At 57.4% G+C, this 22,218-nt stretch carries 22 protein-coding genes and 1 riboswitch; of the genes, 13 read left to right on the top strand and 9 right to left on the bottom strand.

Annotated features, from left to right (window positions below; all coding sequences use genetic code 11):
• Entirely contained in the window at positions 1–990 is a 990-nt protein-coding gene (locus C1J05_RS03880) for a sterol desaturase family protein (RefSeq protein WP_114869112.1), read from the bottom strand.
• 19 nt (positions 991–1,009) lie between these two features.
• Positions 1,010–1,879 (bottom strand): hypothetical protein, encoded by an 870-nt coding sequence (locus C1J05_RS03875; protein WP_114869111.1) that lies wholly within the window; start codon positions 1,877–1,879, stop codon positions 1,010–1,012.
• A gap of 112 nt (positions 1,880–1,991) precedes the next feature.
• Here C1J05_RS03875 and miaB point away from each other — a divergent pair, with 112 nt between their 5' ends.
• From miaB to metK, 8 genes are all read left to right on the top strand, one after another.
• Positions 1,992–3,314 carry a tRNA (N6-isopentenyl adenosine(37)-C2)-methylthiotransferase MiaB gene (miaB, locus tag C1J05_RS03870; RefSeq protein WP_114872093.1) on the top strand — a complete coding sequence of 441 codons (1,323 nt, stop codon included), beginning with the start codon at positions 1,992–1,994 and terminating at the stop codon, positions 3,312–3,314.
• Positions 3,315–3,639: 325 nt separating this feature from the next.
• On the top strand, positions 3,640–4,164 hold the full coding sequence (locus C1J05_RS03865) for an OmpA family protein (protein ID WP_114872092.1): 525 nt from the start codon (positions 3,640–3,642) through the stop codon (positions 4,162–4,164).
• A 1-nt stretch (position 4,165) separates the two neighbouring features.
• Positions 4,166–4,468 (top strand): hypothetical protein, encoded by a 303-nt coding sequence (locus C1J05_RS03860; protein WP_114869110.1) that lies wholly within the window; start codon positions 4,166–4,168, stop codon positions 4,466–4,468.
• A 167-nt stretch (positions 4,469–4,635) separates the two neighbouring features.
• On the top strand, positions 4,636–5,646 hold the full coding sequence (locus C1J05_RS03855; RefSeq protein WP_114869109.1) for a PhoH family protein: 1,011 nt from the start codon (positions 4,636–4,638) through the stop codon (positions 5,644–5,646).
• Positions 5,639–6,199 (top strand): rRNA maturation RNase YbeY, encoded by a 561-nt coding sequence (gene ybeY / locus C1J05_RS03850; protein WP_114869108.1) that lies wholly within the window; start codon positions 5,639–5,641, stop codon positions 6,197–6,199. Before C1J05_RS03855 ends, ybeY begins: the two co-directional genes overlap by 8 nt.
• Positions 6,199–7,116 (top strand): hemolysin family protein, encoded by a 918-nt coding sequence (locus C1J05_RS03845; RefSeq protein ID WP_114869107.1) that lies wholly within the window; start codon positions 6,199–6,201, stop codon positions 7,114–7,116. The genes ybeY and C1J05_RS03845 overlap by 1 nt, the downstream gene beginning before the upstream one ends.
• Complete coding sequence (lnt, locus tag C1J05_RS03840; protein ID WP_114869106.1) at positions 7,113–8,663, top strand: apolipoprotein N-acyltransferase; 1,551 nt, start codon at positions 7,113–7,115, stop codon at positions 8,661–8,663. Before C1J05_RS03845 ends, lnt begins: the two co-directional genes overlap by 4 nt.
• A 41-nt stretch (positions 8,664–8,704) precedes the next feature.
• A riboswitch (SAM-SAH riboswitch) is annotated at positions 8,705–8,753 on the top strand.
• A 5-nt stretch (positions 8,754–8,758) separates the two neighbouring features.
• Entirely contained in the window at positions 8,759–9,940 is a 1,182-nt protein-coding gene (metK, locus tag C1J05_RS03835) for a methionine adenosyltransferase (RefSeq protein WP_114869105.1), read from the top strand.
• Between the two features lie 473 nt (positions 9,941–10,413).
• Here the strand turns inward: metK and C1J05_RS03830 are convergent, their stop codons facing one another.
• A complete protein-coding gene (locus tag C1J05_RS03830) occupies positions 10,414–11,472 on the bottom strand; it encodes an IS110 family transposase (RefSeq protein ID WP_114868711.1) in 1,059 nt (352 codons plus the stop codon).
• A 219-nt stretch (positions 11,473–11,691) separates the two neighbouring features.
• Here C1J05_RS03830 and C1J05_RS03825 point away from each other — a divergent pair, with 219 nt between their 5' ends.
• On the top strand, positions 11,692–12,072 hold the full coding sequence (locus C1J05_RS03825; protein ID WP_114869104.1) for a hypothetical protein: 381 nt from the start codon (positions 11,692–11,694) through the stop codon (positions 12,070–12,072).
• Positions 12,073–13,406: 1,334 nt separating this feature from the next.
• On the opposite strand, the gene C1J05_RS21275 is transcribed toward C1J05_RS03825, so the two are convergent.
• From C1J05_RS21275 to irrA, 3 genes are all read right to left on the bottom strand, one after another.
• The gene (locus C1J05_RS21275) at positions 13,407–13,616 is read right to left on the bottom strand and encodes a hypothetical protein (protein ID WP_162797907.1); all 210 of its coding nucleotides are present in this window, start codon (positions 13,614–13,616) and stop codon (positions 13,407–13,409) included.
• A gap of 249 nt (positions 13,617–13,865) precedes the next feature.
• A complete protein-coding gene (locus tag C1J05_RS21270) occupies positions 13,866–14,933 on the bottom strand; it encodes a hypothetical protein (protein ID WP_162797906.1) in 1,068 nt (355 codons plus the stop codon).
• Between the two features lie 723 nt (positions 14,934–15,656).
• Positions 15,657–16,085, bottom strand: a complete 429-nt coding sequence (irrA, locus tag C1J05_RS03810) for an iron response transcriptional regulator IrrA (protein WP_114869101.1) — start codon at positions 16,083–16,085, stop codon at positions 15,657–15,659.
• A gap of 184 nt (positions 16,086–16,269) precedes the next feature.
• On the opposite strand from irrA, the gene fabA reads away from it, so the two are divergent.
• From fabA to C1J05_RS03790, 4 genes are all read left to right on the top strand, one after another.
• Positions 16,270–16,776 carry a bifunctional 3-hydroxydecanoyl-ACP dehydratase/trans-2-decenoyl-ACP isomerase gene (gene fabA, locus C1J05_RS03805; protein WP_114869100.1) on the top strand — a complete coding sequence of 169 codons (507 nt, stop codon included), beginning with the start codon at positions 16,270–16,272 and terminating at the stop codon, positions 16,774–16,776.
• A 29-nt stretch (positions 16,777–16,805) separates the two neighbouring features.
• Positions 16,806–18,035: a beta-ketoacyl-ACP synthase I gene (gene fabB / locus C1J05_RS03800; RefSeq protein WP_114869099.1), complete on the top strand. Its 1,230-nt coding sequence runs from the start codon at positions 16,806–16,808 to the stop codon at positions 18,033–18,035.
• A 9-nt stretch (positions 18,036–18,044) separates the two neighbouring features.
• Entirely contained in the window at positions 18,045–18,836 is a 792-nt protein-coding gene (locus C1J05_RS03795) for an enoyl-ACP reductase FabI (protein WP_114869098.1), read from the top strand.
• 71 nt (positions 18,837–18,907) lie between these two features.
• Positions 18,908–19,204, top strand: a complete 297-nt coding sequence (locus C1J05_RS03790; protein WP_114869097.1) for a hypothetical protein — start codon at positions 18,908–18,910, stop codon at positions 19,202–19,204.
• A 221-nt stretch (positions 19,205–19,425) separates the two neighbouring features.
• On the opposite strand, the gene C1J05_RS03785 is transcribed toward C1J05_RS03790, so the two are convergent.
• The 3 genes from C1J05_RS03785 to C1J05_RS03775 all read right to left on the bottom strand — a co-directional run bounded on the left by C1J05_RS03785 (position 19,426) and on the right by C1J05_RS03775 (position 22,151).
• The gene (locus C1J05_RS03785) at positions 19,426–20,826 is read right to left on the bottom strand and encodes a phospholipase D family protein (RefSeq protein ID WP_254684690.1); all 1,401 of its coding nucleotides are present in this window, start codon (positions 20,824–20,826) and stop codon (positions 19,426–19,428) included.
• Positions 20,827–20,971: 145 nt separating this feature from the next.
• Positions 20,972–21,499, bottom strand: a complete 528-nt coding sequence (locus C1J05_RS03780) for a GNAT family N-acetyltransferase (protein ID WP_114872091.1) — start codon at positions 21,497–21,499, stop codon at positions 20,972–20,974.
• A gap of 223 nt (positions 21,500–21,722) precedes the next feature.
• Positions 21,723–22,151 carry an FKBP-type peptidyl-prolyl cis-trans isomerase gene (locus tag C1J05_RS03775; RefSeq protein WP_114872090.1) on the bottom strand — a complete coding sequence of 143 codons (429 nt, stop codon included), beginning with the start codon at positions 22,149–22,151 and terminating at the stop codon, positions 21,723–21,725.
• Between the last annotated feature and the right edge of the window lie 67 nt (positions 22,152–22,218).

The raw sequence follows: 22,218 nt of genomic DNA, 5'->3' as shown, positions 1-22,218 counted from the left end.
TCAGCGCCCCAGCCGTTTGCGCCGTGTTTTCATCTTTTCATGGGCCGCGCCGGTACCATCGTGAAACGAGCCGAACCACTTGTCCCATGGCATTTCCAGATTGCCGTAATTCACCTCGAAGTAACGATGATGCATCTGGTGGTGGAACGTGCCCAGCGCCAGACGCTTGCGATCCTTGACCAGCAGATTTTCAAAGCCGGTGTGCGATGTTGCCGCCGTCAGCGCCTGATGCTGCATGTGAAACAGGATGTGCAGCGGATGGGCCGGCACAATGAAATGGATCAGGACCGAACTGAAAAAGGCGATATGTTCCACCGGATGCATCGACAGGCCCGACCAAGGGCCGACATTGACGTTGCGGTGATGCAGCGCATGCACCAGCCGGTAAAGCGGCCCCCAGTGCAGCGCGCGGTGAATCCAGTAGAAATGGAACGATATCCAGATCGGGGTCAGAAAAAACAGGGCGACGAACCAGACCGGATTGTCAGACCACAGCAGAACCGGCGCCCACCCGTTCGCCATCGCGTGGAACATCAGAACCTCATACGCTGTCCAGAACCCGACGCCGCTGGTCAGCGACCAGAACATGTTGTCACACACCTGCCCGCCAAAGCTGAACTGTTTGCCTTTTGTAGCCAGATCACGCGGATCGTACTTCAACCGGTCGCCCTGTTTCCTGTGGTGGAAAAAGTAAAGATGCAGCCCGCCGGCCACCAACAGCATCAGGATGGTGTTGCGCAGCCAGATCTGCGCGATCCATCCCAGGGCCAGGGTTTCCATTTCGGCCAAGGACGGTTGCAACCATGTCCAGCAGATCAGGGCCAGCCCGACAAGAAGGCTGTTTTCGGCCAGCGACAGCCAGCGCGCCGCAACCCAGCCTGCCATTCTGCGCGGATCGGGGGGCCAGCTGAAAAACGGCGACACGGCGATCGGAACGTCGGGCACATGGTTCCAACCCGCGATACTGTCCGGTTTGTCGGTCTGCGTCATCGCCGTATTCCCATCGCGATCAGAACCACTGGCCCGGCTCCATCAGCCCCAGATCCAGCAATTGCCGCGAATGCCATTCAAACGGTGTCGAATTGTGCCAGGTAAAGGTTTCAATCTCGAACGTGCTGCCGGGGTTGCGTTTCAGCGCCTTGGCGGTGCGGAACGAACAGATCGCCGATGTCAGGTTATTGTGCCACGGACAGGCATAGGTGTTGTATTCTTCGTCGTTGAACGTGTGATCATCGCGCAGTTTCAGCCCCGGCTTGGCACGAAACAGGGCCACGCGATCAATCTTGCGCCGCAGTTGCGGCACATGTTCTTCATAGCGCCAGCGCAACCCGCCGAAAAAATCAAGCTGCCGTTCCTTGGGGTGATCGTGATTGGCCGGATCGGTGCGCGCCAGCGCGTAATAGCCCGATTTGTCCAGACACGCCTGTTCCAGCGATACCGCGTTCGGATTGGCGTTCAGGTCAGAGGCGTAAAGATCGATCACATAGCTCAGCATGGCATCGCGCCGCTCTTCCGTATGAAAGGACAGCATTTCGCCGACAGTGCGGGACTCGCAAAACGGGAAAAACAGGTATTCGGCGTTGAAGCAGTAATAAAGCCAGGTGCCCGGTGCAGCCGCGATAATCTGGTTCACCGCCGTTTCCATCGCGCCTTGCCGCGACATATCGTAATCGATCCGGTGCACCACACCGGCCAGATCATCGGGCAGCGCAAAGCTGGGCGGCATCAGCGCCAGAACCTGATGGAAGCCCGATTGCAGATGGTGACGCAAGGTTGTGTCCACCTCGACATCGTCTTCGACCAGCACCATGGCAACCGGCCCCTTGGCCAGCGCGGCCTTGCCGACATTCAGAAAATCGCTGATCGAAGAATATCTCATGGGGCCTGCATCTACCGGTTTTCTGCAAAATCCGTTAATTCCGTTTGCATTGCAAGCCACCCCTGCTTGGTCTAGTCAGGCGGCGCATCACATCCGCAGAAAGTTTTATACCATGTCCGCGCCCAAAAAGCTGTTTATCAAGACCTATGGTTGCCAGATGAACGTCTATGACAGTGAACGCATGGCCGAAGCCCTGGGCGGTCAGGGCTATGTCACGACGGACAAGGCGGACGAGGCGGACATGATCCTGCTGAACACCTGCCATATCCGCGAAAAGGCGGCGGAAAAGGTGTATTCCGAACTGGGACGACTGAAGGTGCACAAGGCCACCAATCCGGACCTAAAAATCGGTGTGGCCGGGTGCGTGGCGCAGGCCGAAGGCGCCGAGATCATGCGCCGTCAGCCTGCTGTCGATCTGGTGGTGGGGCCGCAATCCTATCACCGCCTGCCCGAGATGGAGGCCAAGACCCGCGAAGGCATCAAGGCGCTGGATACGGATTTTCCTGAAGAGGACAAATTCGAAAAGCTGAAATCGCGCCCCAAGGCAGCGCGCGGTCCAACCGCGTTTCTGACCGTGCAGGAAGGCTGTGACAAGTTTTGTGCCTTCTGCGTCGTGCCCTATACACGCGGTGCCGAAATCAGCCGCCCGGTGGACCGCATCCTGCGCGAGGCGCAGGATCTGGTCGAACGCGGCGTGCGCGAAATCACGCTGCTGGGCCAGAACGTAAACGCCTATCACGGCGCCGGTCCGGACGGATCGGAACAGACCCTTGCCCAACTGATCTGGGCGCTGGACAAGATCGACGGGCTGGAACGCATCCGGTTCACGACGTCCCACCCCAATGACATGAGCGATGATCTGATCGAGGCGCACGGCACCTGCGCCAAGCTGATGCCCTATCTGCATCTGCCGGTGCAGTCGGGATCAGACCCTATTCTGAAACGGATGAACCGCGGCCATACCGCCGAACAATATCTGCGCCTGATCGAACGCATTCGCGCCGCGCGCCCCGATATCGTGCTGTCGGGGGATTTCATCACCGGCTTTCCCGAAGAAACCGATGACGATTTTCAGGCAACGCTCGATCTGGTCGAGGCGGTGCGCTATGGCTATGCATTTTCGTTCAAGTATTCGACCCGCCCCGGCACGCCGGCGATGGAACGCCCGCAGGTGCCCGAAGACGTCAGGGCCGAGCGGTTGCAGCGTCTTCAGACGATCATCACCCGCGACCAGCGCGCCATTCAGGACGCGATGGTCGGGCGCGATGTAACCGTGCTGATCGAAAAGCCGGGGCGCTGGCCAGGACAGATGGTGGGCAAATCGGAATATCTGCACGCGGTGCATGTGACCGGATCGAATGCGCAGGCGGGCGATCTGGTACGGGCCAGAATCGTGTCCAGCACCACGAATTCGCTGGCGGGGGAATCAATCTAAGGTATTTCGAAAACACTGCGTGTTCTATCCTGACGCGATCCTGAGTTCGCGAAAACTATCCAATTTACCCGATCCCTAGCCCAATGTGGCCGATTTAGACACAATATGTAGTCAAAGCGGCTTCACAGAGCGATATTTTGTTCCTAGACTTTTTGACGTGAGGGAAAGGCAGAGCGTCTGCAATGTGGAACGCGTGTCTTTTTGGGGAATAGTCATTGGGGAATAGTCAAAGGATAGTGTTGTGGTGTGTACTTTTATCCGCGCAATGCGGGCGTCATTATCAGCGTCCGCGATTGTATTTGCCAGCGCGGTATTTTTTCCGCAGATGGCATCGGCGCAATCGGACGCCGTAAGTTCCGGTGAACCTCGGACAATCAAGGGCGAACGTTATGTCCCGACCATCTGGGTCGATCCGGACGGATGCGAACACTGGGTCATGGATGACGGGATCGAAGGCTACATGTCGCCCCATGTCACCCGCGACGGGCGGCCTGTCTGTCATCGGGGCAAAGTCTGCGGCGTGATGAACACCGATCAGTTCTTTGCCACCGACCGTTATTCGATCAACGCCGCGGGCCAGCAGCGTCTGCGTGAATTCTTCACCAGCGCCACCGCTGAATCCTTTATCATCGTCGGCCACACCGACAGCCGCGCATCGGACAGCTATAACATGCGCCTGTCGCAAAACCGCGCCAATGCGGTTGCCAGGGTCGCGCGATCGGCCGGGGTCAGAGTGGCGGAAATCCGTGGCTACGGCGAACGGCAGCCCAAGGCTTCGAATGCCACGGCAGAAGGGCGCGCGCAAAACCGCCGCGTCGAAATCCTGTGTTTACGCTACAAGGGGGGCTGAGATGTCTGTTCTGAAGATATTGTGTGCCCTCGGGGCCGTTTGCGCCATGTCGGCGTGTGAATTGTCCAGCAACGCCGACAAGACGGTCGATGGCGGTCTGGACAAAAAATCGCTGACTGGCCTGACGGCTGGCATTTGGGTCGATCCCAACGGCTGCGATCACTGGATCATTGACGATGGCTTTGAAGGCTACCTGTCGCAACGGTTGCAACCTGACGGAAAACCTGTCTGTTCGGGCATCGCGCCTCCGGGGTATGCGGTGGGGCCGTTCAAACGCGGCACCACGGTCGAAGACCCGATCTGACGCCAGACCATTCGCAAAAGTGCACCGGCCCGCCCTGAACACGGCGGGCCTGTTTGTTTATGCGCGATGCGGCAGTTTTTGTGACTCTTTTAGGATATTATTGATCCAGCCGCTTGCGCTTGGGTTCGGATATTGGCACCATCCCCACAGGTTGTTTAGCTAAGGATATGCGTTTGGCAATCAGTGCCCAGACTCCCCCGCCCCCTTCCGATCCCGCGCCCGAAGTGCTGGTGGAATTTCCCGATAACCGTTTGCTGATTGATCTGTGTGGCGAATTTGATCGCAACCTTGCGGATATAGAACAGAAACTGGCGGTGCAGTTGTTGCGACGGGGCAACCAGATCGCAGTTATCGGTGCCCCCGAAGCACAGAAACAAGCCACCGACATCCTGCAATCGCTTTATGCACGGCTTGAGGCGGGGCGCGCGGTGGAAGCCGGCGATATCGATCGCGAATTCCGCATGGGCAGCGAAGAGGACGGCGCAAGCCTGTCCACCCAACTTGAAATGTTCAAGGGCGGTAAGGTTGAAATCAAGACCCGCAAGCGGCTGGTCGAACCGCGCACCGATGCACAGAAAGCCTATGTTCAGGCACTGTTTGAAAACGAACTGGCCTTTGGTATCGGCCCGGCCGGTACCGGCAAGACCTATCTGGCCGTCGCCGTGGGCGTGAACATGTTTCTGAATGGTCAGGTCGACAAGATCATCCTGTCGCGCCCCGCTGTTGAAGCGGGCGAACGGCTTGGCTTTCTGCCCGGCGACATGAAGGAAAAGGTCGATCCCTACATGCAGCCGCTTTATGACGCGCTGAACGATTTTCTGCCCGCCAAGCAACTGGCCAAAATGACCGAGGAAAAACTGATCGAGATTGCGCCGCTTGCGTTCATGCGGGGGCGTACATTGTCCAACGCCTTTGTTGTGCTGGACGAGGCGCAGAACGCCACGACGATGCAGATGAAAATGTTCCTGACCCGCCTTGGCGAAGGCAGCCGCATGGTGATCACGGGCGACCGCACCCAGATCGATCTGCCACGCGGAGTGCCCAGCGGCCTTGCCGATGCCGAACGGTTGCTGAACAGCATCCCCAAGATCAGCTTTAATTACTTCACCTCCAAGGACGTTGTGCGCCATCCGCTGGTGGCCGCCATTATCGAGGCCTACGAGAAAGACAGTGCCTGACAGCGTCCTGTGCCAGATCGAAGACAAAAGATGGCAAACCATCAATCTTGAAGACGTGGCCGAACGTGCCACCTGCGTAACACTGGCTTTTCTGGGCCATGATCCCGCGCGCTTTGAAATCAGCCTGCTGGGTTGCAGCGATACGCGTATCGCCGATCTGAATGCCGATTTTCGCGGCAAACCCGTGCCCACCAATGTTTTAAGCTGGCCAAGCGAGGATCTGGCGCCGAAAAAGGCAGGCGACCCGCCACATCCCCCTTGCAAGACTGCGTTTTTCCCGACAGGCGCAGATATGCCCATCGAATTGGGGGATATTGCAATTGCCTTTGAAACTTGCCAATCCGAAGCGGACAAAGCCGGTCTGCCGCTTGTGGATCACACCACACATCTGATCGTTCACGCTGTGTTACATTTGTTGGGGTATGACCACGTGCGTGACCAAGATGCCACTTTGATGGAAGATCTTGAGACGGATATACTTGGCAGCATGGGGTTGGATGACCCATATAGGGACGATAACGGGGCCGCACGGCCCCATTCTGGATTGGATTGATGGGCGATATTGACGGTTCCTCTAACGCAGCGCGCAGCGCGCAGCCGACAGAGCAAGACGAGTTAAACGAGACAGATCAGGGCGATACGCTGGTTACAGACAGGCCCGGTTTCTTCCGAAGAGTGATTGAGGCGCTCAGCCCGTCCGAAATGGACGAAGCCACCCCCGACGCCCCGACAGAGGCGCCGCGCCCCGCATCACATGGCATGATCAATCTGCGACGCCTGCGCGTCGAAGACGTGGCGATTCCGACAGCGGATATCGTGGCGGTGCCCGACACGATCACCAAGGACGAACTTGTTGCGGTGTTCCGCGACAGCGGCCTGACCCGCCTGCCCGTCTATCACGGCACGCTGGATACGCCCATCGGCATGGCCCACCTCAAGGATTTCGCGCTGACCCATGGCTTCAACGGCAGCGGCGGGCGCTTTTCGCTGAAAAAGATGGTGCGACCTTTGATGTTCGTGCCCCCGTCGATGAGCATTGGTGTGCTGCTGACGAAAATGCAGACCGAACGGCGGCATATGGCGCTGGTGATCGACGAATATGGCGGCGTGGACGGGCTTGTCACCATCGAAGACCTGATCGAACAGGTGGTCGGTGAAATCGAGGACGAACACGATACGGTCGAGGGCGAATACTGGGTCAAGGAAAAGCCCGGCTGTTATGTCGCCTTGGCCAAGACGCCGCTGGATGAATTCGAGGCCGAAATCGGCCTGTCCCTGACAGATCACGACCGCGTCGACGAAGAAGAAATCGACACGCTGGGCGGTCTGGTGTTCATGCTGTCCAGCCGCGTGCCCGCACGCGGAGAGGTTGTGGTACATCCCGACGGGCCGGAATTCGAAGTGATCGATGCAGACCCGCGCCGGATCAAGCGGTTGCGCGTTCGGGTGCCGGGCCTGGCCGCGGCATGAACCTGCTGCGGCGGGCCAGACAGATCCGCACGACCCTGCCAGATGCCAGCCCCAGCCGCGCATATGCCTATGGTGTGACTGCGGGCGCGGGGACGGCACTGGGGCTGGCCCCGTTTGATCTGTGGCCCGTTGCCGTTTTCGGGCTGATCGCCGGATACGTCCTGTTTTCCGCTGCCGCCACGCTGCGCCGGTCTTCGCTGATCGGATGGGCGTTTGGTACCGGGTATTTTGCCGTTGCGCTGCACTGGATCGTGGAACCGTTTGCGGTGGATGCCGCGCGGCATTTGTGGATGGCGCCCTTTGCGCTGGTGTTCATGGCAACGGGGCTGGCGCTGTTCTGGGGTGCTGCGTTTGCGCTGGCGCACTGGCTGGCGCCGCCCCCTGCCCGCTGGACGCAGGGTGTGGCGCTGGCGCTGTGCCTTGGGCTGGCGGAGCTGGCGCGCAGCTATGTGTTGACCGGGTTTCCCTGGGCGGTGCTGTCGCAAATCTGGGTGTCGACACAGGCGATCCAGTGGATCAGCGTGATCGGGCCACACGGGCTCGTTCTGCTGGCGCTGCTGGCGGTCTGGATGCCTTTGAGCGTGACGGGCGGCGCGGTCCGGCGCGCAATATCTTTCGTGCCGGCACTGTGTCTGGGGGCGGGTGCGCTGTTGTGGCCGGATACCGCGCCAGTGGCGGGCAGCGATGCCCCGATCATCAGGTTGATCCAGCCCAACGCCGCCCAGCGCGACAAATGGAACCCGGATATGATCCCGTTGTTCTTTGACCGGCAGGTCGCGTTTACCCGCGCACCGGGTCAGACCGGACAGCGCCCCGATCTGATCGTGTGGCCGGAAACGGCAGTGCCAACGCTGCTGGAATATGCCAACGGCGCGTTCGATGTGATTACCGATGCCGCGCAGGGCAGCACCGTTGTGATGGGCATCCAGCGCAAGAACGACGCACGGCTGTTCAATTCCATGGTTGTTCTGGATGGAAACGGCACGCTGACCGGCATCTATGACAAACACCACCTTGTGCCCTTTGGCGAATACATCCCGTTCGGGTCCGTTCTGGGCCAGTTCGGGTTGCGCGGCCTTGCTGCCGAAGACGGCGACGGGTTCAGCGCCGGGCCCGGCCCGGCCTTGCTGGATCTGGGCAAGGCGGGGCGCGCGCTGGCCCTGATCTGTTACGAGGCGATTTTCCCGCAGGATGTGAACCGCGCCCCGACACGCCCCGATTTTCTGCTGCAGGCCACCAATGATGCGTGGTTCGGTACGTTTTCCGGCCCCTACCAGCATCTGGCACAGGCGCGGATGCGGGCCATCGAACAGGGGGTACCTATGGTGCGGGCGGCCAATACCGGCGTGTCGGCGATCATTGACGCACAGGGGCATGTGCTGCGGCATCTGGCGCTGGATACATCCGGGTTTATCGATGCCCCGTTGCCACCTGCTCGGGCTGCGACGTGGTACAGCAAAACCGGCGACCTGCCTGTGCTGCTTGTGTTGCTTGCAGGCCTCTTTGCGCTGGCCGCTGTCAATTTGAGCGCACGCTCAAAACTTTAGCAATTGACCCTGTGGTGCGCACCGCGTACTGCATCTTGCAGCGCCTGCCACAACGGCTTCCTGACGTGGCGGGGTAAAACCAATGGAGCATTTTCATGTCACGGCAGAACTATATTTTCACTTCGGAATCCGTTTCCGAAGGACACCCCGATAAAGTGTGCGATCGCATTTCCGACGCGGTTCTTGATGCGTTTCTAAGCGAAGAACCCGAAGCGCGGGTGGCCGCCGAAACCTTTGCCACCACCAATCGCGTGATCATCGGCGGCGAAGTGGGCCTGTCGGATCAGGAAAAACTGCACGACTATATGGGCCGCATCGAAGACATCGCGCGCGCCTGTATCAAGGATATCGGATACGAGCAGGACAAGTTTCACCACGCCACCTGCGAGATCACCAACCTGCTGCACGAACAATCGGCCCATATCGCCCAGGGCGTGAACGCCGCCGACAACAAGGACGAAGGCGCGGGCGATCAGGGCATCATGTTCGGATTTGCCACCAACGAAACAGACATGCTGATGCCGGCGCCCATTCATTATGCGCATGCGATCCTGCGCCGTCTGGCCGAGGTCCGCAAGGACGGCACCGAACCCACGCTGCGCCCCGATGCCAAAAGCCAGCTGTCCGTGCGCTACAAGAACGGCAAGCCGGTTGGCGTATCCTCTATCGTTCTGTCGACACAGCACGCCGACGCTGGGCAAACCAGCGATGATATCCGCGACATTGTCGAACCCTACATTCGCGAGGTTCTGCCAGAGGGCTGGATCACGCCCGAAACGGAGTGGTGGGTGAACCCCACCGGCACTTTCGTGATCGGCGGGCCGGATGGCGATGCGGGCCTGACAGGGCGCAAGATCATCGTGGATACCTATGGCGGCGCGGCCCCGCATGGCGGGGGTGCGTTTTCCGGCAAGGACCCGACCAAGGTGGACCGTTCGGCCGCCTATGCCGCGCGTTATCTGGCCAAGAACGTGGTCGCCGCCGGACTGGCAGACCGCTGCACCATCCAGCTGAGCTATGCGATCGGGGTCAGCAAACCGCTGTCGATCTATTGCGAAACCTTCGGCACCAGCGATGTGCCCCCGGCAGCCATCGAAAAGGCCATTGATCGGGTGATGAACCTGACGCCCCGCGGTATCCGCGAGCATCTGCAACTGAACAAACCGATCTATCAGCGCACGGCGGCCTATGGCCATTTCGGGCGCGAACCGGACGCCGATGGCGGGTTCAGCTGGGAAAAAACCGATCTGGTCGAGGCGCTTCTGAAAGAGGTCTAGGGCACCAGCCCAAGTCTGACTGCAAGAAAGCCGCCCCTGCAAGGAATTGCGGGGGTGGTTTTGTGTGTGGGTGTGATGGAGCTACAGCATTCGGCCCAGAGCCGACCTTCGTAGATGATGCAGCGAACGGCAGGTCTGAGCCCATTTTTGCACGATGCTGCGCGGCGAACGAATGTCCGCAATGAACCCAAATTACCGGATGCTGTACCCGGCACGAACGGCTGATCCGAGCCCGAATGTATGTACCGGCTGCTGTTCGCAAGTGTTCAATTGCATGTCTTCTGGAAGTCGCTGATATGTATCCGGCCTTTGGATCGGCTTGTGTTGCTTGCCGTGGCCCTGTTGGGAGTACGCACGCGCCTTTGTCTCATTAGCGGACAGGTCGATTATGACCATTCGGGCTCTCAGACTTTGAGTGCGTTTTTATTCCGTTCCATGCATTTGAGGTTTACGAACGTCGTTTGCGGCTGTGATCAGATCGCAGTCGCCAATTCTTTTTCCATCCAATCGAAGTCCTTGCCTGAGTTAAGAACACTCCATGCGATCCGCGCTAGCTTATTGGCAAGCGCCACGCCGAGCTTGTTGTGCTGCATGCGCGTCGCGGCGGCTTCCAACCATGCGCCAAAACTAAACTTATGCCAGTTCTTCGGTCGCATCATGATGACCTGCGCGGCCTGCACAAACAGCATGCGGAGATACCGGCTGCCTCGTTTTGTGATACGACCCAGGATGGTGCGCCCGCCGGTGCTGTGTTGTCGCGGAACGAGCCCCAGCCAAGCCGCAAAATCTCGCCCCCGATCATAAGCCTCGCCGGTCCCGACAGCTGCAACCACAGCCGTTGAGATGATTGGCCCGATGCCCGGAATGGTCATCAGACGTTGGCAGCTTTCCTCGGTCTCGCTGACCTCTTTGATTTCAGATGTGGTCATATCGATCCGTTTATCCAGCCATATCCAATCCTGTTGGAGCCCCAGGATCAATCTCCGCATCCGCAAGGACATCTCGTCGCCGCGATTGCTAAGAATGGCTTCGAGCGAGGCGCGCAGAGCCGCGACACTACGTCGGACAGTGATCCCCTGTTCGATCAGAAAGGCCCGGATCTGATTCATTGCTGCTGTCCGACGTGACACAAGCCGTGACCGAACGCGATGCAGCGCCTGGAGATCAAGCTGCTCCTGCGTCTTCTCCGATACCGTCTTGAGATTGGGACGCAAAGCGGCTTCTGCAATAGCTTCAGCGTCATTGTAGTCGTTCTTCTGGCCCTTGTTGAAAGGCTTCACATAAATCGCGGGAATGATCCGGGGCTCGAACCCCATCTTGCTCAGCGTTCGGCTGACAAAGTGCGCGCTCAGGCAAGCTTCCATCCCGACAATACATTGCGGCAGCTCCTCAAACGTCGCAACCAACGCCATGCGTTTGATCTTCTTGCGCAAAACAAGCCGACCTTCTTTGTCAAAGCCAACCAAGTGAAATACGTCTTTGCCGATATCAACGCCAACTGACATCAGCTCATCAAAATCATTCTTCGCCATGCTACTTCTCCTTTTTGCAGTATAGGCCAAGCCTAACCTGCTGGGTGAAGCAGCCGGTACATCCCATTAGCAGACATACTTCCCCGCTGACGCTCGCATTTGCAGCAATGCAAATGACCTAGACCATCAGACGCACCCCAAAAATCAGCGGAAAAATGCACAGAGATTAGACCTGTTCTAGCAACTCAGCTAGGATGCGGAGCAAAAGGAGCATCGGAAATGATGGTAAAATCTTGCTTTTCCGCAGCGTTGGTGGCGATGTTTCTCGTTGCAACTCCGGCTTTGGCCGGAAATGGCAAAGGGAAAGGCGCAAAGAATTCTGGCCCGGGTATCATCGCAAATTGTCCACCTGGTCTGGCCAAGAAGAACCCACCATGTATTCCACCCGGGCAGGCAAAGAAGCGCTATCCAGATTATCGCCCCCGCTATGATGTTGGTGACCGGATTTACGGAGATTATCGTATCATACGGGATGCCAAGCGCTATGGGCTGCGCGAAGGTGATCTTTACTATCTGATTGGGCGAGAAGTTTTCCGCATCAGCCCGGACACCGGGCGGGTTATCGCTTTTGTTGGACTGGTGGATGCCTTGCTGAATTGACTGTAGTTCTTTGTTCAATAATTACTGAGGTATTCGCTCGGTAACGTGTGTCACCATTACCTACGCAACCGATTGTGCCAAATCCGCATTGGCCCGGGTTGTCCCGCAACTCGGTCATCTCAGCAATTCTCTTCAGTGTCTGACTTGGGCCGAAGCTACCGTTGACGCAGTTCCTTTTTGTTGGCTCAGAGCTACGAATACCTGGCCACCCATTGGCGCCGCAGGCATAAGTCCACCCAGTCCACCTGACGGGCAAAACTAAAAACGGTGCATTACTATCATTTAGGCGCCTTTGTATCGCTACCGCTTTGAGTGCTGATGTCCCCCCAGCAAGGAAAAACGGTCCGTCGCGCTTCATTCATTTTCAAAGTTCGCGACGGGTCGTCTTTTCCCAAAGACGCGATAGAGGTGCGCAGAAGCATACCGCAGCAAAAGCTTTCTCTTTTTTGATGGGGTGGTAGCAACGTTCGCCAAATTCAGTGGCCGGACATACGGTGGGGTAAACCAGAACACTGACCCCAACCCAAGAAAACTCGTGCGCGACAAACGCCGCTACCACAATTTAAAGTAGTAGTGGCCTTTTGATATGCAAGGGGGAATTGGTGCGACCTTTTCCCCACTGCCCAAAAGGTCCACAGAACCAGCGTCGCATCCGGCCTTCGCCTTGCTGACGAAAGCCGGACTGCGCGTTAGCTCAGTATAAGATGATAAACCGAAGCGCAGACAAGCAGCGCAATAACGCACACTTCGGCGATCTCTGCTGAGCGTTCCCAAAAACTCGGGATGTACTTTTTACAAATGACGAAGGGGTCATCGTGCCCTTCCTTATGCAGTTCATTCATCTGGAAACCCAACGAACTCGTTACTAACCAGCTCAGTATTGAATAGGTTCTTGTTAGGAATAAGACTGTTTCTGGGTCATTTTGGTAAAGTAACTACCGCTCTTGAATCTCTGTTTTATCAAGCGATGACAGTGGCTTAAGGTGCCATCTCACAACGTTAGTGTACAAAATTACACCTTAGGGTCTACTAATTGACACTTTCTGCCAATCCTCTACAACTAAAGCGTGCTGAATGGGTTTGTTGTTCTCCATACCATCCAGTGTTGTTTGTGTTTGTAACCAGTATCCTTGTTTATAGGGCCTTTGAGTATGACTTTTCTTGCTACGTGCGTTGCTTTTTGCCACATGTCACTGTCCCAAGCTGCGGCAGAAGCGACGCACGAAGCAATTGATTTATCCGTACCGTTCCGGGCGAATCCGTTTCTAGATTTCCCGTTCATACTGACGTATGTCGCTGTCGTTTCGACCGCGATAATTCTCATCGCAAAGTCTCTAGAAATTCTGTTCTAGAAACCGTTGCCAGCCGAAAGCACGCCGCACACCTGTTGCCAGGGCTTTCGGTTCATTCATCGCAACACGCAGGCCCGGTAGTTGCGCCCTTTCCGTTCGTAAACGGATTTTGACAGGCGAAATGCGCCTTTGAGCAAAGCTTTGAATTGCGAGGATTTCCGCCCGATCCAACTTGCGGAAAGCTTTGTACATACACGCTTCCAAGAATTCAGAACATTCAAACGTCAGGTTCTGAAGAAAGCGGCCGTTCGGGTCGGAAATTTCACATAATCTAATTCGATCGACCGCTCACCGGTACTCAGCAGACGCCCAACAAAATCCAACGAATGATTGCACTGAGCCAATTGCAACTCCTTTAGCGTAGAAGTCATTCGCAAGCGCGGCCGGTATCGCTGCGTTTGAACAGCGGCTCATGTTCTGCCGAAGTTTACCGAACTTACTTCATTCTGTGGACAACTCTGGGATTGAAGCCTCATCAAGTCCCAGCAGACCATGCAGTTCTGAGAGGGCATCTTCCGTTAGGTCGTCGACGTCCTGTGGAGCATAAGCCTCTGACAATGCCGAAATCTGATTTGCTTTCGAATCATCCAGATCACCTTCAAGCTCGGCGATGTTTTCAGCCAGTTCTGCCTGCGCGTCCTGTGCTGTCACCGTATCATCAATGCTTTCCGCAATCTCATTCAAAGACTGCTGGTTTTCCGGGTCGTTTGGATCCAACCCACTCAGTGCGGCCGCGATCGCGTCCACATCGGATTGATAATCATCCGCCGCAGGATCAAGTGCATCAATTGCTTCCGCTATGTCCTCGGGTGAAACCGAGCTATCCTCGGAAATATTCTCGGCAACAAATTCCGCAGTTGTAGCCACTGTGTCGTCGACCTGTTCGTTCAGGGCCGCAATCTGGTCCGTCAGTCCGATCACGCCTATCTTCGCTTCCTGATAACCTGCGATCTTGCCGACCCGGCTATTTGGGCTGGCATTCAATCGTGCTGTTTGACTGGCATGGGCAGCGTTCAGGCCTTTTAGGTTGCTTGCGACTTTACCGTGCTGGTTTTTCGAAACAGTCGAACGGGCCTGCTTTGCCTCTTTACTGCGTTTTCCCTTGTTTCCGGAAAACACCGAGCTGATTGCGTCAGATAATGATGAACCTGACAAGCCTGCCAAACCCAACCCCGTTCCCCTTGAGCGTCCTTTTCCCCTATCAGCGCTCTTGCTCTTGCCTTTATCTGCGCGGGATTTCGAATTGCCGCGTCCTCCAGAGGCGCTACTGGATGCACCTTCATTGCCATTGGATGCGCCATTCCCACCATTGCCGCCACCATTGCCATTACCGCCGCCATTGCCGCCGCCGTTGCCACCACCGTTGCCATTGCCGCCGCCGTTGCCGTTTTTTGCATGTGCTGTGTCTGCCGAAACGGCCAGCGCTACGACGCTGGTTACAACTGGTGTTGAGCTCATTGCCGCAACGATCAACGCGCTGATGAGTGATTTGGAAAGTTGATTGGTCATGGCAACCTCTTTGGAAAATACTGAATATCAAGGTAGTAATGTCGCAAAGACACGGCAAATTTGTATCACAAGCCGTTCTCCAGAATATGACCAAAATTTGACGCATTAAGCACTGAAACACAGACAGTCCTGAGCACTGCGTGTCATTGTTGAGAATGTCGAAACGGGCTCAGATCAGGAGCAGAAAAGTACTCTTCCAGAATCCGGCGATGGTCCGGGGCCGTTATTTGACTGAAATCAATTTAGATGCGGTTGGTACGGATAAAGTCGACGGGCCTGATTTCATCGAAAGGACACGAATATGAAGCCCGTGTGTTTAACAACAGCGTTCTGCTTGGTTTTGGTTTTGGCGGGATGCGAAAACGAAGGTAAATACCCAATCTCAGGTCAGGAATGTGATCCGGGTGATCCGGTTCAATCGATGGGCGAGTCAGATTGCATTATGCCTTCCACCGTTGGATCCGGAACATTTTGATGGACTCCTTCAGATCGATTTGATCGCTTAATGGATGAACAACAATGACCGTTTTTTCCGCACTCCGGACCTTGGTGCATTGTGCAGCGATCAACCGCTCCCCGGCCAACGTATCGAATGCCGCCATCGTCCCGGCAAGAGCTCTATGCCGGGAGTTGACCGCGCGCTTCAAGCCTCGGTGTCGTCTACTGCATCATGTACTGCAAAGCGCTGGACCTGAGCCGCGCTTTTTCCATCCGGCGAACGCTTCAGCGCTTTCGCAGCCGGATCACAACGTCGACCGATGCGATTTCAGCACCGGCGGGGGCATCGGGCACGCGCGAGATAACCAGCTGGTCGGCGGGCGCATCGCTCAGCCGGCCTTCGTCTTCCCAGTAGAAATGCGGGTGGTCATGCACGTTGGTGTCAAAATAGCTTTTTGATCCGTCAACGGTAACTTCCTGCATCAGGCCCGCATCGCAGAAGGCGCGCAATGTGTTGTAGACCGTTGCCAGCGATACGGATTCACCATGATCCTTGGACAGGGCAAACAGGCTTTCCGCGGTGACGTGGCGGTTTTGGCCGTCGCCCACAAGAAGCGCCGCCAGCGTCACACGCTGGCGCGTCGGGCGCAGCCCTGCGCCGCTTAGCCATTCCGTGCCGCGTGTGTGGGCGCTGGATGTCAGGTCCGTGCTCATTGAAAGCCTCGTTTTTGCAACTTTCCTTATATAAAGGGCGAAACGGACAAATTTCAATTGAAAATAAGTCGCAGCACGCGTTCTAATCCTGAATATTACATCTTTTGCCGCACCCTTGCGGGACCCTTTCACGCGATGCTAGACGGGGCAACAAGAGCAGCCAGAACACAGGAGAAGCGCCGGTATGGCAGACTATCCAACCCAGTTTGACAAAGACGACCTGCTGAAATGCGCCCGCGGAGAGCTGTTTGGCCCCGGAAACGCGCAATTGCCCGAACCCCCGATGCTGATGATGGACCGGATCACCGACATCAGTGCCGATGGTGGCGCGCATGGCAAAGGCCACGTGGTCGCCGAATTCGATATTCACCCCGACCTGTGGTTCTTCGCCTGCCATTTTCCGGGCAATCCGATCATGCCGGGCTGTCTGGGGCTGGACGGGCTGTGGCAGCTGACCGGGTTCAATCTGGGCTGGCGCGGCTGGCAGGGGCGCGGCATGGCGCTGGGTGTGGGTGAAGTAAAGCTGACTGGCATGGTCAAGCCCGACCGCAAGATGCTGACCTATTACGTCGATTTCACCCGCGTGATCGACCGCCGTTTGAAAATGGGCGTGGCCGATGGACGGGTTGTTGCCGACGGCGAAGAGATTTATGTGGTTAAAGATATGAAGGTTGGTCTGGCCACATCGTAAGGCCAAGGACCAAAAAGGGAGAGTCGCCAATGCGCCGCGTTGTTGTCACCGGATTGGGGATTGTTTCCTCTGTCGGAAATAATGCATCCGAAGTTCTGGCTTCGCTGAAAGCCGGAAAAAGCGGAATCGAAGCCAGCCCGACCATGGCGGAACACGGGTTTCGCAGCCAGATCGCCGGTACGCTCAAGATTGATCCGGCCGAACATATCGACAAACGGACATTGCGGTTCATGGGGCCGGGTGCGGCCTATGCGCATATCGCGATGAGCGAGGCAATTGCCAATGCAGGTCTGAGCGAGGACGATATCGTCAACCCGCGCACCGGTCTGGTGGCCGGATCGGGCGGGCCATCGACCAGCGCCATGTTCGCCGCGCACCAGACGGTGCTGAGTTCGGGCGCGACCAAGCGGATCGGCCCCTTTGCAGTGCCCAAATGCATGTCGTCGACGATTTCGGCCAATCTGGCCACGGCCTTCCACATCAAGGGCATCAACTATTCGATCACATCCGCCTGTTCGACATCGCTGCATTGTATCGGCAACGCCGCCGAACAGATCATGATGGGCAAGCAGGACGTGATGTTTGCCGGTGGCGGAGAAGAGCTGGACTGGACCCTGTCCTGTCTGTTCGACGCGATGGGCGCGATGAGCAGCAAATACAATGACGCGCCGGAAACGGCATCGCGCGCCTTTGATGCAAACCGCGACGGGTTCGTGATTTCGGGCGGTGGCGGCATTGTCGTACTGGAAGACCTTGATCATGCAGTGGCGCGCGGCGCCAAGATTTACGCCGAGGTGACCGGATACGGGGCCACATCGGACGGCCACGATATGGTGGCCCCATCCGGTGAAGGCGGCGAACGCGCGATGCGCATCGCCCTGTCCACCCTGCCTGAAGGACGTCGTGTGGATTACATCAATGCCCATGGCACATCGACACCCGTCGGCGATGTCGGCGAGGTCGAGGCCGTGCGCCGTGTGTTCGGCCAGGGCAGCACGCCTCCGATCAGTTCGACCAAGTCAATGACAGGCCACGCCCAGGGGGCGGCCGGCGCGCTTGAGGCGATATTCTGTCTTTTGATGCTGGATCAGGATTTCATCACCCAATCCATCAACGTGGAAACGCTGGACCCGGCACTGGACCCAGCCGAAATTGCGACCAAACGGGTCGACAATGCCGGACTGGACAGTGTCATGACCAACAGCTTTGGCTTTGGCGGCACCAACGGGTCGATGATCCTGTCGAAATTCAAAGGGTAGAACACGCACATGACAAAGCTTCTTGAGGGTAAACGCGGCCTGATCATGGGCGTTGCCAATGAAAGGTCGATCGCCTGGGGCATTGCCAAGGCCATGCACGAGGCCGGGGCAGAGCTGGCCTTTACCTATCAGGGCGAAGCCTTTGGCAAGCGGCTGGAACCTTTGGCGGCCAGTGTCGGATCGGATTTCATGGTCGATGTGGATGTTACCGACGATGCGTCCCTTGATGCGGCGTTTGACGCGCTGGGATCGCGCTGGCCGACGATCGATTTTGTTGTGCACGCGATCGCGTTTTCTGACAAATCCGAACTGACGGGCCGGTTTCTGAACACCAGCCGCGCCAATTTCAAGAATTCGATGGATATCAGCGCCTATTCGTTCATTGAAATCGCCCGCCGTGCCTATCCTCTTATGAAAGACCAGGGCGGCACGCTGCTGACGCTGACGTATCAGGGATCGAACCGCGTTGTGCCAAATTACAACGTGATGGGTGTGGCCAAGGCCGCGCTGGAATCGGCCACCCGCTATCTGGCCAACGATCTGGGCCCCGAAGGCATCCGCGTGAACGCGATATCGCCCGGCCCGATGAAAACGCTGGCCGGTGCGGCCATTGGCGGCGCGCGCAAGACCTATAAACACACCGATCAGAACGCGCCCCTGCGCGCCAACGCCACGCTTGAGGCGGTGGGCGGAACAGCCGTCTATCTGGCCTCGGATGCAGGCGCCTGCACCACGGGCGAGATTGTGCGCGTCGATGGCGGCTTTCACATCCTTGGCATGCCGCAACCGGATTATCTGTAACGCGCAAGGACGCGAAGTTTCAGCGCAGATTCGCCCCATTTCTGACACGGGCCTGCGTTAGTTTCCCTGCCATGACGCAGACACCGACCGAACCGGACCGGCGCCAGAAACGGCATCAGGTCAGAGCACGCCGCGCCCGCTGGGCCGGGCGCCTGCTGATCCCCGTTCTGGGCCTGCTGATTTCAGCATCCTTGTGGTCCGATCCCGACATCGCCAAACAACTGGAACGCGGGTTGGAAGTGGTGGCTGGCATGACCGGCCCACAAAATCCCGATGACCTGATGGATGATCGCGCGCCGGAACCGAAATCCAAACCTGTGGTCACTCAACTGCCGACCAGCAGCGTCAAGGTAAACCGGTATCCCTAGACTGGCGATCGCCGCCAGACGGGCCAGGCAATTCGGAACGATGACACTGCCGTCACGTCTGGTTCACGACGCGCCCGACCCGCCGCAGATGTCAAAGCTGCGATCCGATGGGAAGCAGGCCATAAACCCCGGACATGAACGCATCCCAGGATGATCCGGTAGGTTCGCGGTAATAGATTCTCTGCGTTCCGTCCGGTGTTGTTTCCGTCCAAGACACCCGATCATCTTCGTCCAGCGTCACGGCGTAGGTTTCGTCTTTCAAAACATCGCGCAACGCATTCGATGCCCGTTTTTTTAAAGGACGGCGACTCGATCAGGATGCCCATTTCGGTGTTGATATTGACCGAGCGCGGATCCCAGTTGAACGATCCGACAAACAGATATCGGTCATCAATGGTAAACGCCTTTGCGTGCAGCCCTGATCGGGATTCACCCCAGTTGACGCCACGGTGTTTTTCGCGGTCCGCATCGGGTTTCACCTCGTAAAGGGCAACGCCGCCTTCCAGAAGCCTGCGCCTGTCGCGGGCATAGTGCGCATAGACCGGTTTCACATCGTTGGACGCCAGCGAATTGGTAACGACGGACACGTCAACGCCGCGGCCCTCAAGCTCTCGCAGCCATTCGGTGCCGCGTTTGCGGGGCACGAAATAGGCGGAAATGATCTCGACCTTGGATTGGGCGTTGACGAAATAGGGAATAAGTTGCGAGGCAAGGATTTCACCGCTGTCGTCCTCGCCCGCCGCCTTGGACGGCGGATCGGAATAGAGTTTCGCGGGCACCCAGAAAAGTTCGAGTGTCGAGGGTGTAAAGCTTTGTTCGGTCGCAGCGTTGACGACATCGGCATATTTCGTCTCGCGGGCGTCGCCCATGATCTGGTTTAGCCGGTCGCGCGCGCCCTCCAGACTGACGCCGCCATCGGTTCCGACGACCGCGCTGGCCGGCACGGCAAAGGCGCTGTTCCAGTAGGCATCAAAGTTGGTCGAAATGTCATTTACAACCGGCCCCGCCACCAGCAGATCAAGATCTGAATAGTTCATTTCTCGCTTGGCCAGAAAATACTCATCGCCCACATTGCGCCCACCGACAATCGACATGGCGTTGTCGGCGGTCATTGATTTGTTGTGCATCCGGCGGTTGATGCGTCTGAAATCGGTCAGCCCCGCCGCGATCCGGCTTTGATCGCGCCAGAACGGGTTGAACAGGCGAATTTCGATATTCTCGTGGGATTCAAGCGCAGCTGTTGTGGCGTCGTAACCCTTGGTGTCCATATCATCCAGCAAAAGCCGGACCCGCACGCCGCGGTCCGCAGCATCCAGCAGGCTCCACGCAAAGACCTGTCCGGTCTGATCATTGTGCAACAGGTAATATTGCGCATCGATGGTCAGTTCGGCCGCCGCCGCCAGCGCCAGACGCGCGGCCAGCGCTTCTTCTCCGTTGCCGATCAGGCGGATGCCAGAGCGACCATCGCCAGGATCGCCCAAGCCCTGCACAGCCCGTGTGAGGCCCGAATTTGTCGGGGATTCCAGTGCAAAGGAAGGCGTCTGTTCAAAGGTCCGCTCGGTTGGTGAACAGGCCGAAAAATAGAGCAGTGTCAGCCCTGCCGCCACGGCCAGAATTCTCATCAATGTCACTCCGGTTTGCGTCACTTTCGCCACCTGTCGGCACCTCGCGCGGTGCAAGCCTAGCGGCTAGGTTCCACCGAAGACAAGCGCAAATCCGATCATGACCATCACCCGAGGTGCACTTTCAGACAGGAAACAAAAGGCTTCACAGATCCTTTGAAAAATAGTGCAGATGCGGGCGCAGCATCGGTTGATCCTTGTATGTCGTCGTTTCAATCGGCGTGTCCAGTTCGACAAACCCGAGCTTTGGATAGAGGTTTCGCATTTCGACATTGGGCGTAAGTGTATCTGCGATCAGCCGTTTCAATCCCATGCTGCGCGCCGCTGTTTCGCGCGCTTCGATCAATGCTCTGCCGGTTCCGGTTCCGCGCGCGGCCTGCGTCACAAATACCCGTTTCAATTCGCCGGTGTCCTGATCCAGACGTTTGAGCATGCCGCATCCGATTATTTCATTGGCATCGTTGCGCGCAACGACCAGACAGCCTTGCGGCGGTAAATAATCGTCCGAATTCTCCCAGAATTCCGCCAGCGCGCTTTTTGGGGCGGCAGGATCCAGTTCTAAGCCCATGGCCTGCATTCTTACGACGATAAGGTCGTAATATTGCGACAGGATAACGTCAAGTTCGTCCTTTGGCGGCAGAGCCTTGCACCATTCGATCCTGATATTGCTCACACGGCCCCCAAACATCGCCAACGCGCATCCACTTTTGTCAGGGGTTTGAGTGTGGTCTATGGCCCGTCATTCATCAAGCCTGTTTGTCGGGCACCTGAACAAGCGCAAGCCTGTTTGGCACCTGTTCCGGCACCCCGGCTTTTCATCGCCACGGCATGACAAAAGCACACGGCACCCCCGCCCGCCGCAGGGTTGCGGTTGGCGGGGGAAATGTTCTTGCAGGTTACGCGATGGCGACCAGTTCGATGTCGAATGTCAGGTCCTTGCCCGCCAGCGGATGGTTGGCATCCAGCGTCACTTCGTCTTCGGTGACGTTGACCACGACAACCGGCATCGCCTGCCCGTCGGGGGTTTGCATCTGCAATGTCGTGCCCACCTCAAGCGGGATATCGGCGGGGATGCCGGAACGCGGCACACCCTGCTGCATTTCGGGTTTGACGGGGCCATAAGCCTCGTCGCAGGGCACGTTGACAGACTTTTTGTCGCCTACGGTCATGCCGGGCAATGCAGTATCAAGCCCCGGAATGATCATGCCGGACCCGACCTTGAATTCCAGAGGGTCGCGGCCCTGGCTGCTGTCAAACACGCTGCCGTCCAGCAGGGTTCCGGTATAGTGGATTTGTACGGTGTCACCCGCTTTGACTTCGGTCATGAATTTCGTCCAATCTGGTTTGATTTTTTCGATTGTGCGGCGCAAAGGCGCGGCGTTGATACAATCA

It is taken from the genome of Sulfitobacter sp. JL08 (assembly GCF_003352045.1).
GTDB lineage: Bacteria > Pseudomonadota > Alphaproteobacteria > Rhodobacterales > Rhodobacteraceae > JL08.
Note: the sequence above shows the minus strand (reverse complement) of the source record. Positions and strands in the feature narration are given on the sequence as shown.

Excerpts from the sequence above, each read along its gene's own strand:
- C1J05_RS03880 (WP_114869112.1), bottom strand. The coding sequence starts at position 990 with ATGACGCAGACCGACAAACCGGACAGTATCGCGGGTTGGAACCATGTG.
- C1J05_RS03875 (WP_114869111.1), bottom strand. The coding sequence starts at position 1,879 with ATGAGATATTCTTCGATCAGCGATTTTCTGAATGTCGGCAAGGCCGCG.
- miaB (WP_114872093.1), top strand. The coding sequence starts at position 1,992 with ATGTCCGCGCCCAAAAAGCTGTTTATCAAGACCTATGGTTGCCAGATG.
- C1J05_RS03865 (WP_114872092.1), top strand. The coding sequence starts at position 3,640 with ATGGCATCGGCGCAATCGGACGCCGTAAGTTCCGGTGAACCTCGGACA.
- C1J05_RS03860 (WP_114869110.1), top strand. The coding sequence starts at position 4,166 with ATGTCTGTTCTGAAGATATTGTGTGCCCTCGGGGCCGTTTGCGCCATG.
- C1J05_RS03855 (WP_114869109.1), top strand. The coding sequence starts at position 4,636 with ATGCGTTTGGCAATCAGTGCCCAGACTCCCCCGCCCCCTTCCGATCCC.
- C1J05_RS03845 (WP_114869107.1), top strand. The coding sequence starts at position 6,199 with ATGGGCGATATTGACGGTTCCTCTAACGCAGCGCGCAGCGCGCAGCCG.
- lnt (WP_114869106.1), top strand. The coding sequence starts at position 7,113 with ATGAACCTGCTGCGGCGGGCCAGACAGATCCGCACGACCCTGCCAGAT.
- metK (WP_114869105.1), top strand. The coding sequence starts at position 8,759 with ATGTCACGGCAGAACTATATTTTCACTTCGGAATCCGTTTCCGAAGGA.
- C1J05_RS03830 (WP_114868711.1), bottom strand. The coding sequence starts at position 11,472 with ATGGCGAAGAATGATTTTGATGAGCTGATGTCAGTTGGCGTTGATATC.
- C1J05_RS03825 (WP_114869104.1), top strand. The coding sequence starts at position 11,692 with ATGATGGTAAAATCTTGCTTTTCCGCAGCGTTGGTGGCGATGTTTCTC.
- C1J05_RS21275 (WP_162797907.1), bottom strand. The coding sequence starts at position 13,616 with ATGTACAAAGCTTTCCGCAAGTTGGATCGGGCGGAAATCCTCGCAATT.
- C1J05_RS21270 (WP_162797906.1), bottom strand. The coding sequence starts at position 14,933 with ATGACCAATCAACTTTCCAAATCACTCATCAGCGCGTTGATCGTTGCG.
- irrA (WP_114869101.1), bottom strand. The coding sequence starts at position 16,085 with ATGAGCACGGACCTGACATCCAGCGCCCACACACGCGGCACGGAATGG.
- fabA (WP_114869100.1), top strand. The coding sequence starts at position 16,270 with ATGGCAGACTATCCAACCCAGTTTGACAAAGACGACCTGCTGAAATGC.
- fabB (WP_114869099.1), top strand. The coding sequence starts at position 16,806 with ATGCGCCGCGTTGTTGTCACCGGATTGGGGATTGTTTCCTCTGTCGGA.
- C1J05_RS03795 (WP_114869098.1), top strand. The coding sequence starts at position 18,045 with ATGACAAAGCTTCTTGAGGGTAAACGCGGCCTGATCATGGGCGTTGCC.
- C1J05_RS03790 (WP_114869097.1), top strand. The coding sequence starts at position 18,908 with ATGACGCAGACACCGACCGAACCGGACCGGCGCCAGAAACGGCATCAG.
- C1J05_RS03785 (WP_254684690.1), bottom strand. The coding sequence starts at position 20,826 with ATGAGAATTCTGGCCGTGGCGGCAGGGCTGACACTGCTCTATTTTTCG.
- C1J05_RS03775 (WP_114872090.1), bottom strand. The coding sequence starts at position 22,151 with ATGACCGAAGTCAAAGCGGGTGACACCGTACAAATCCACTATACCGGA.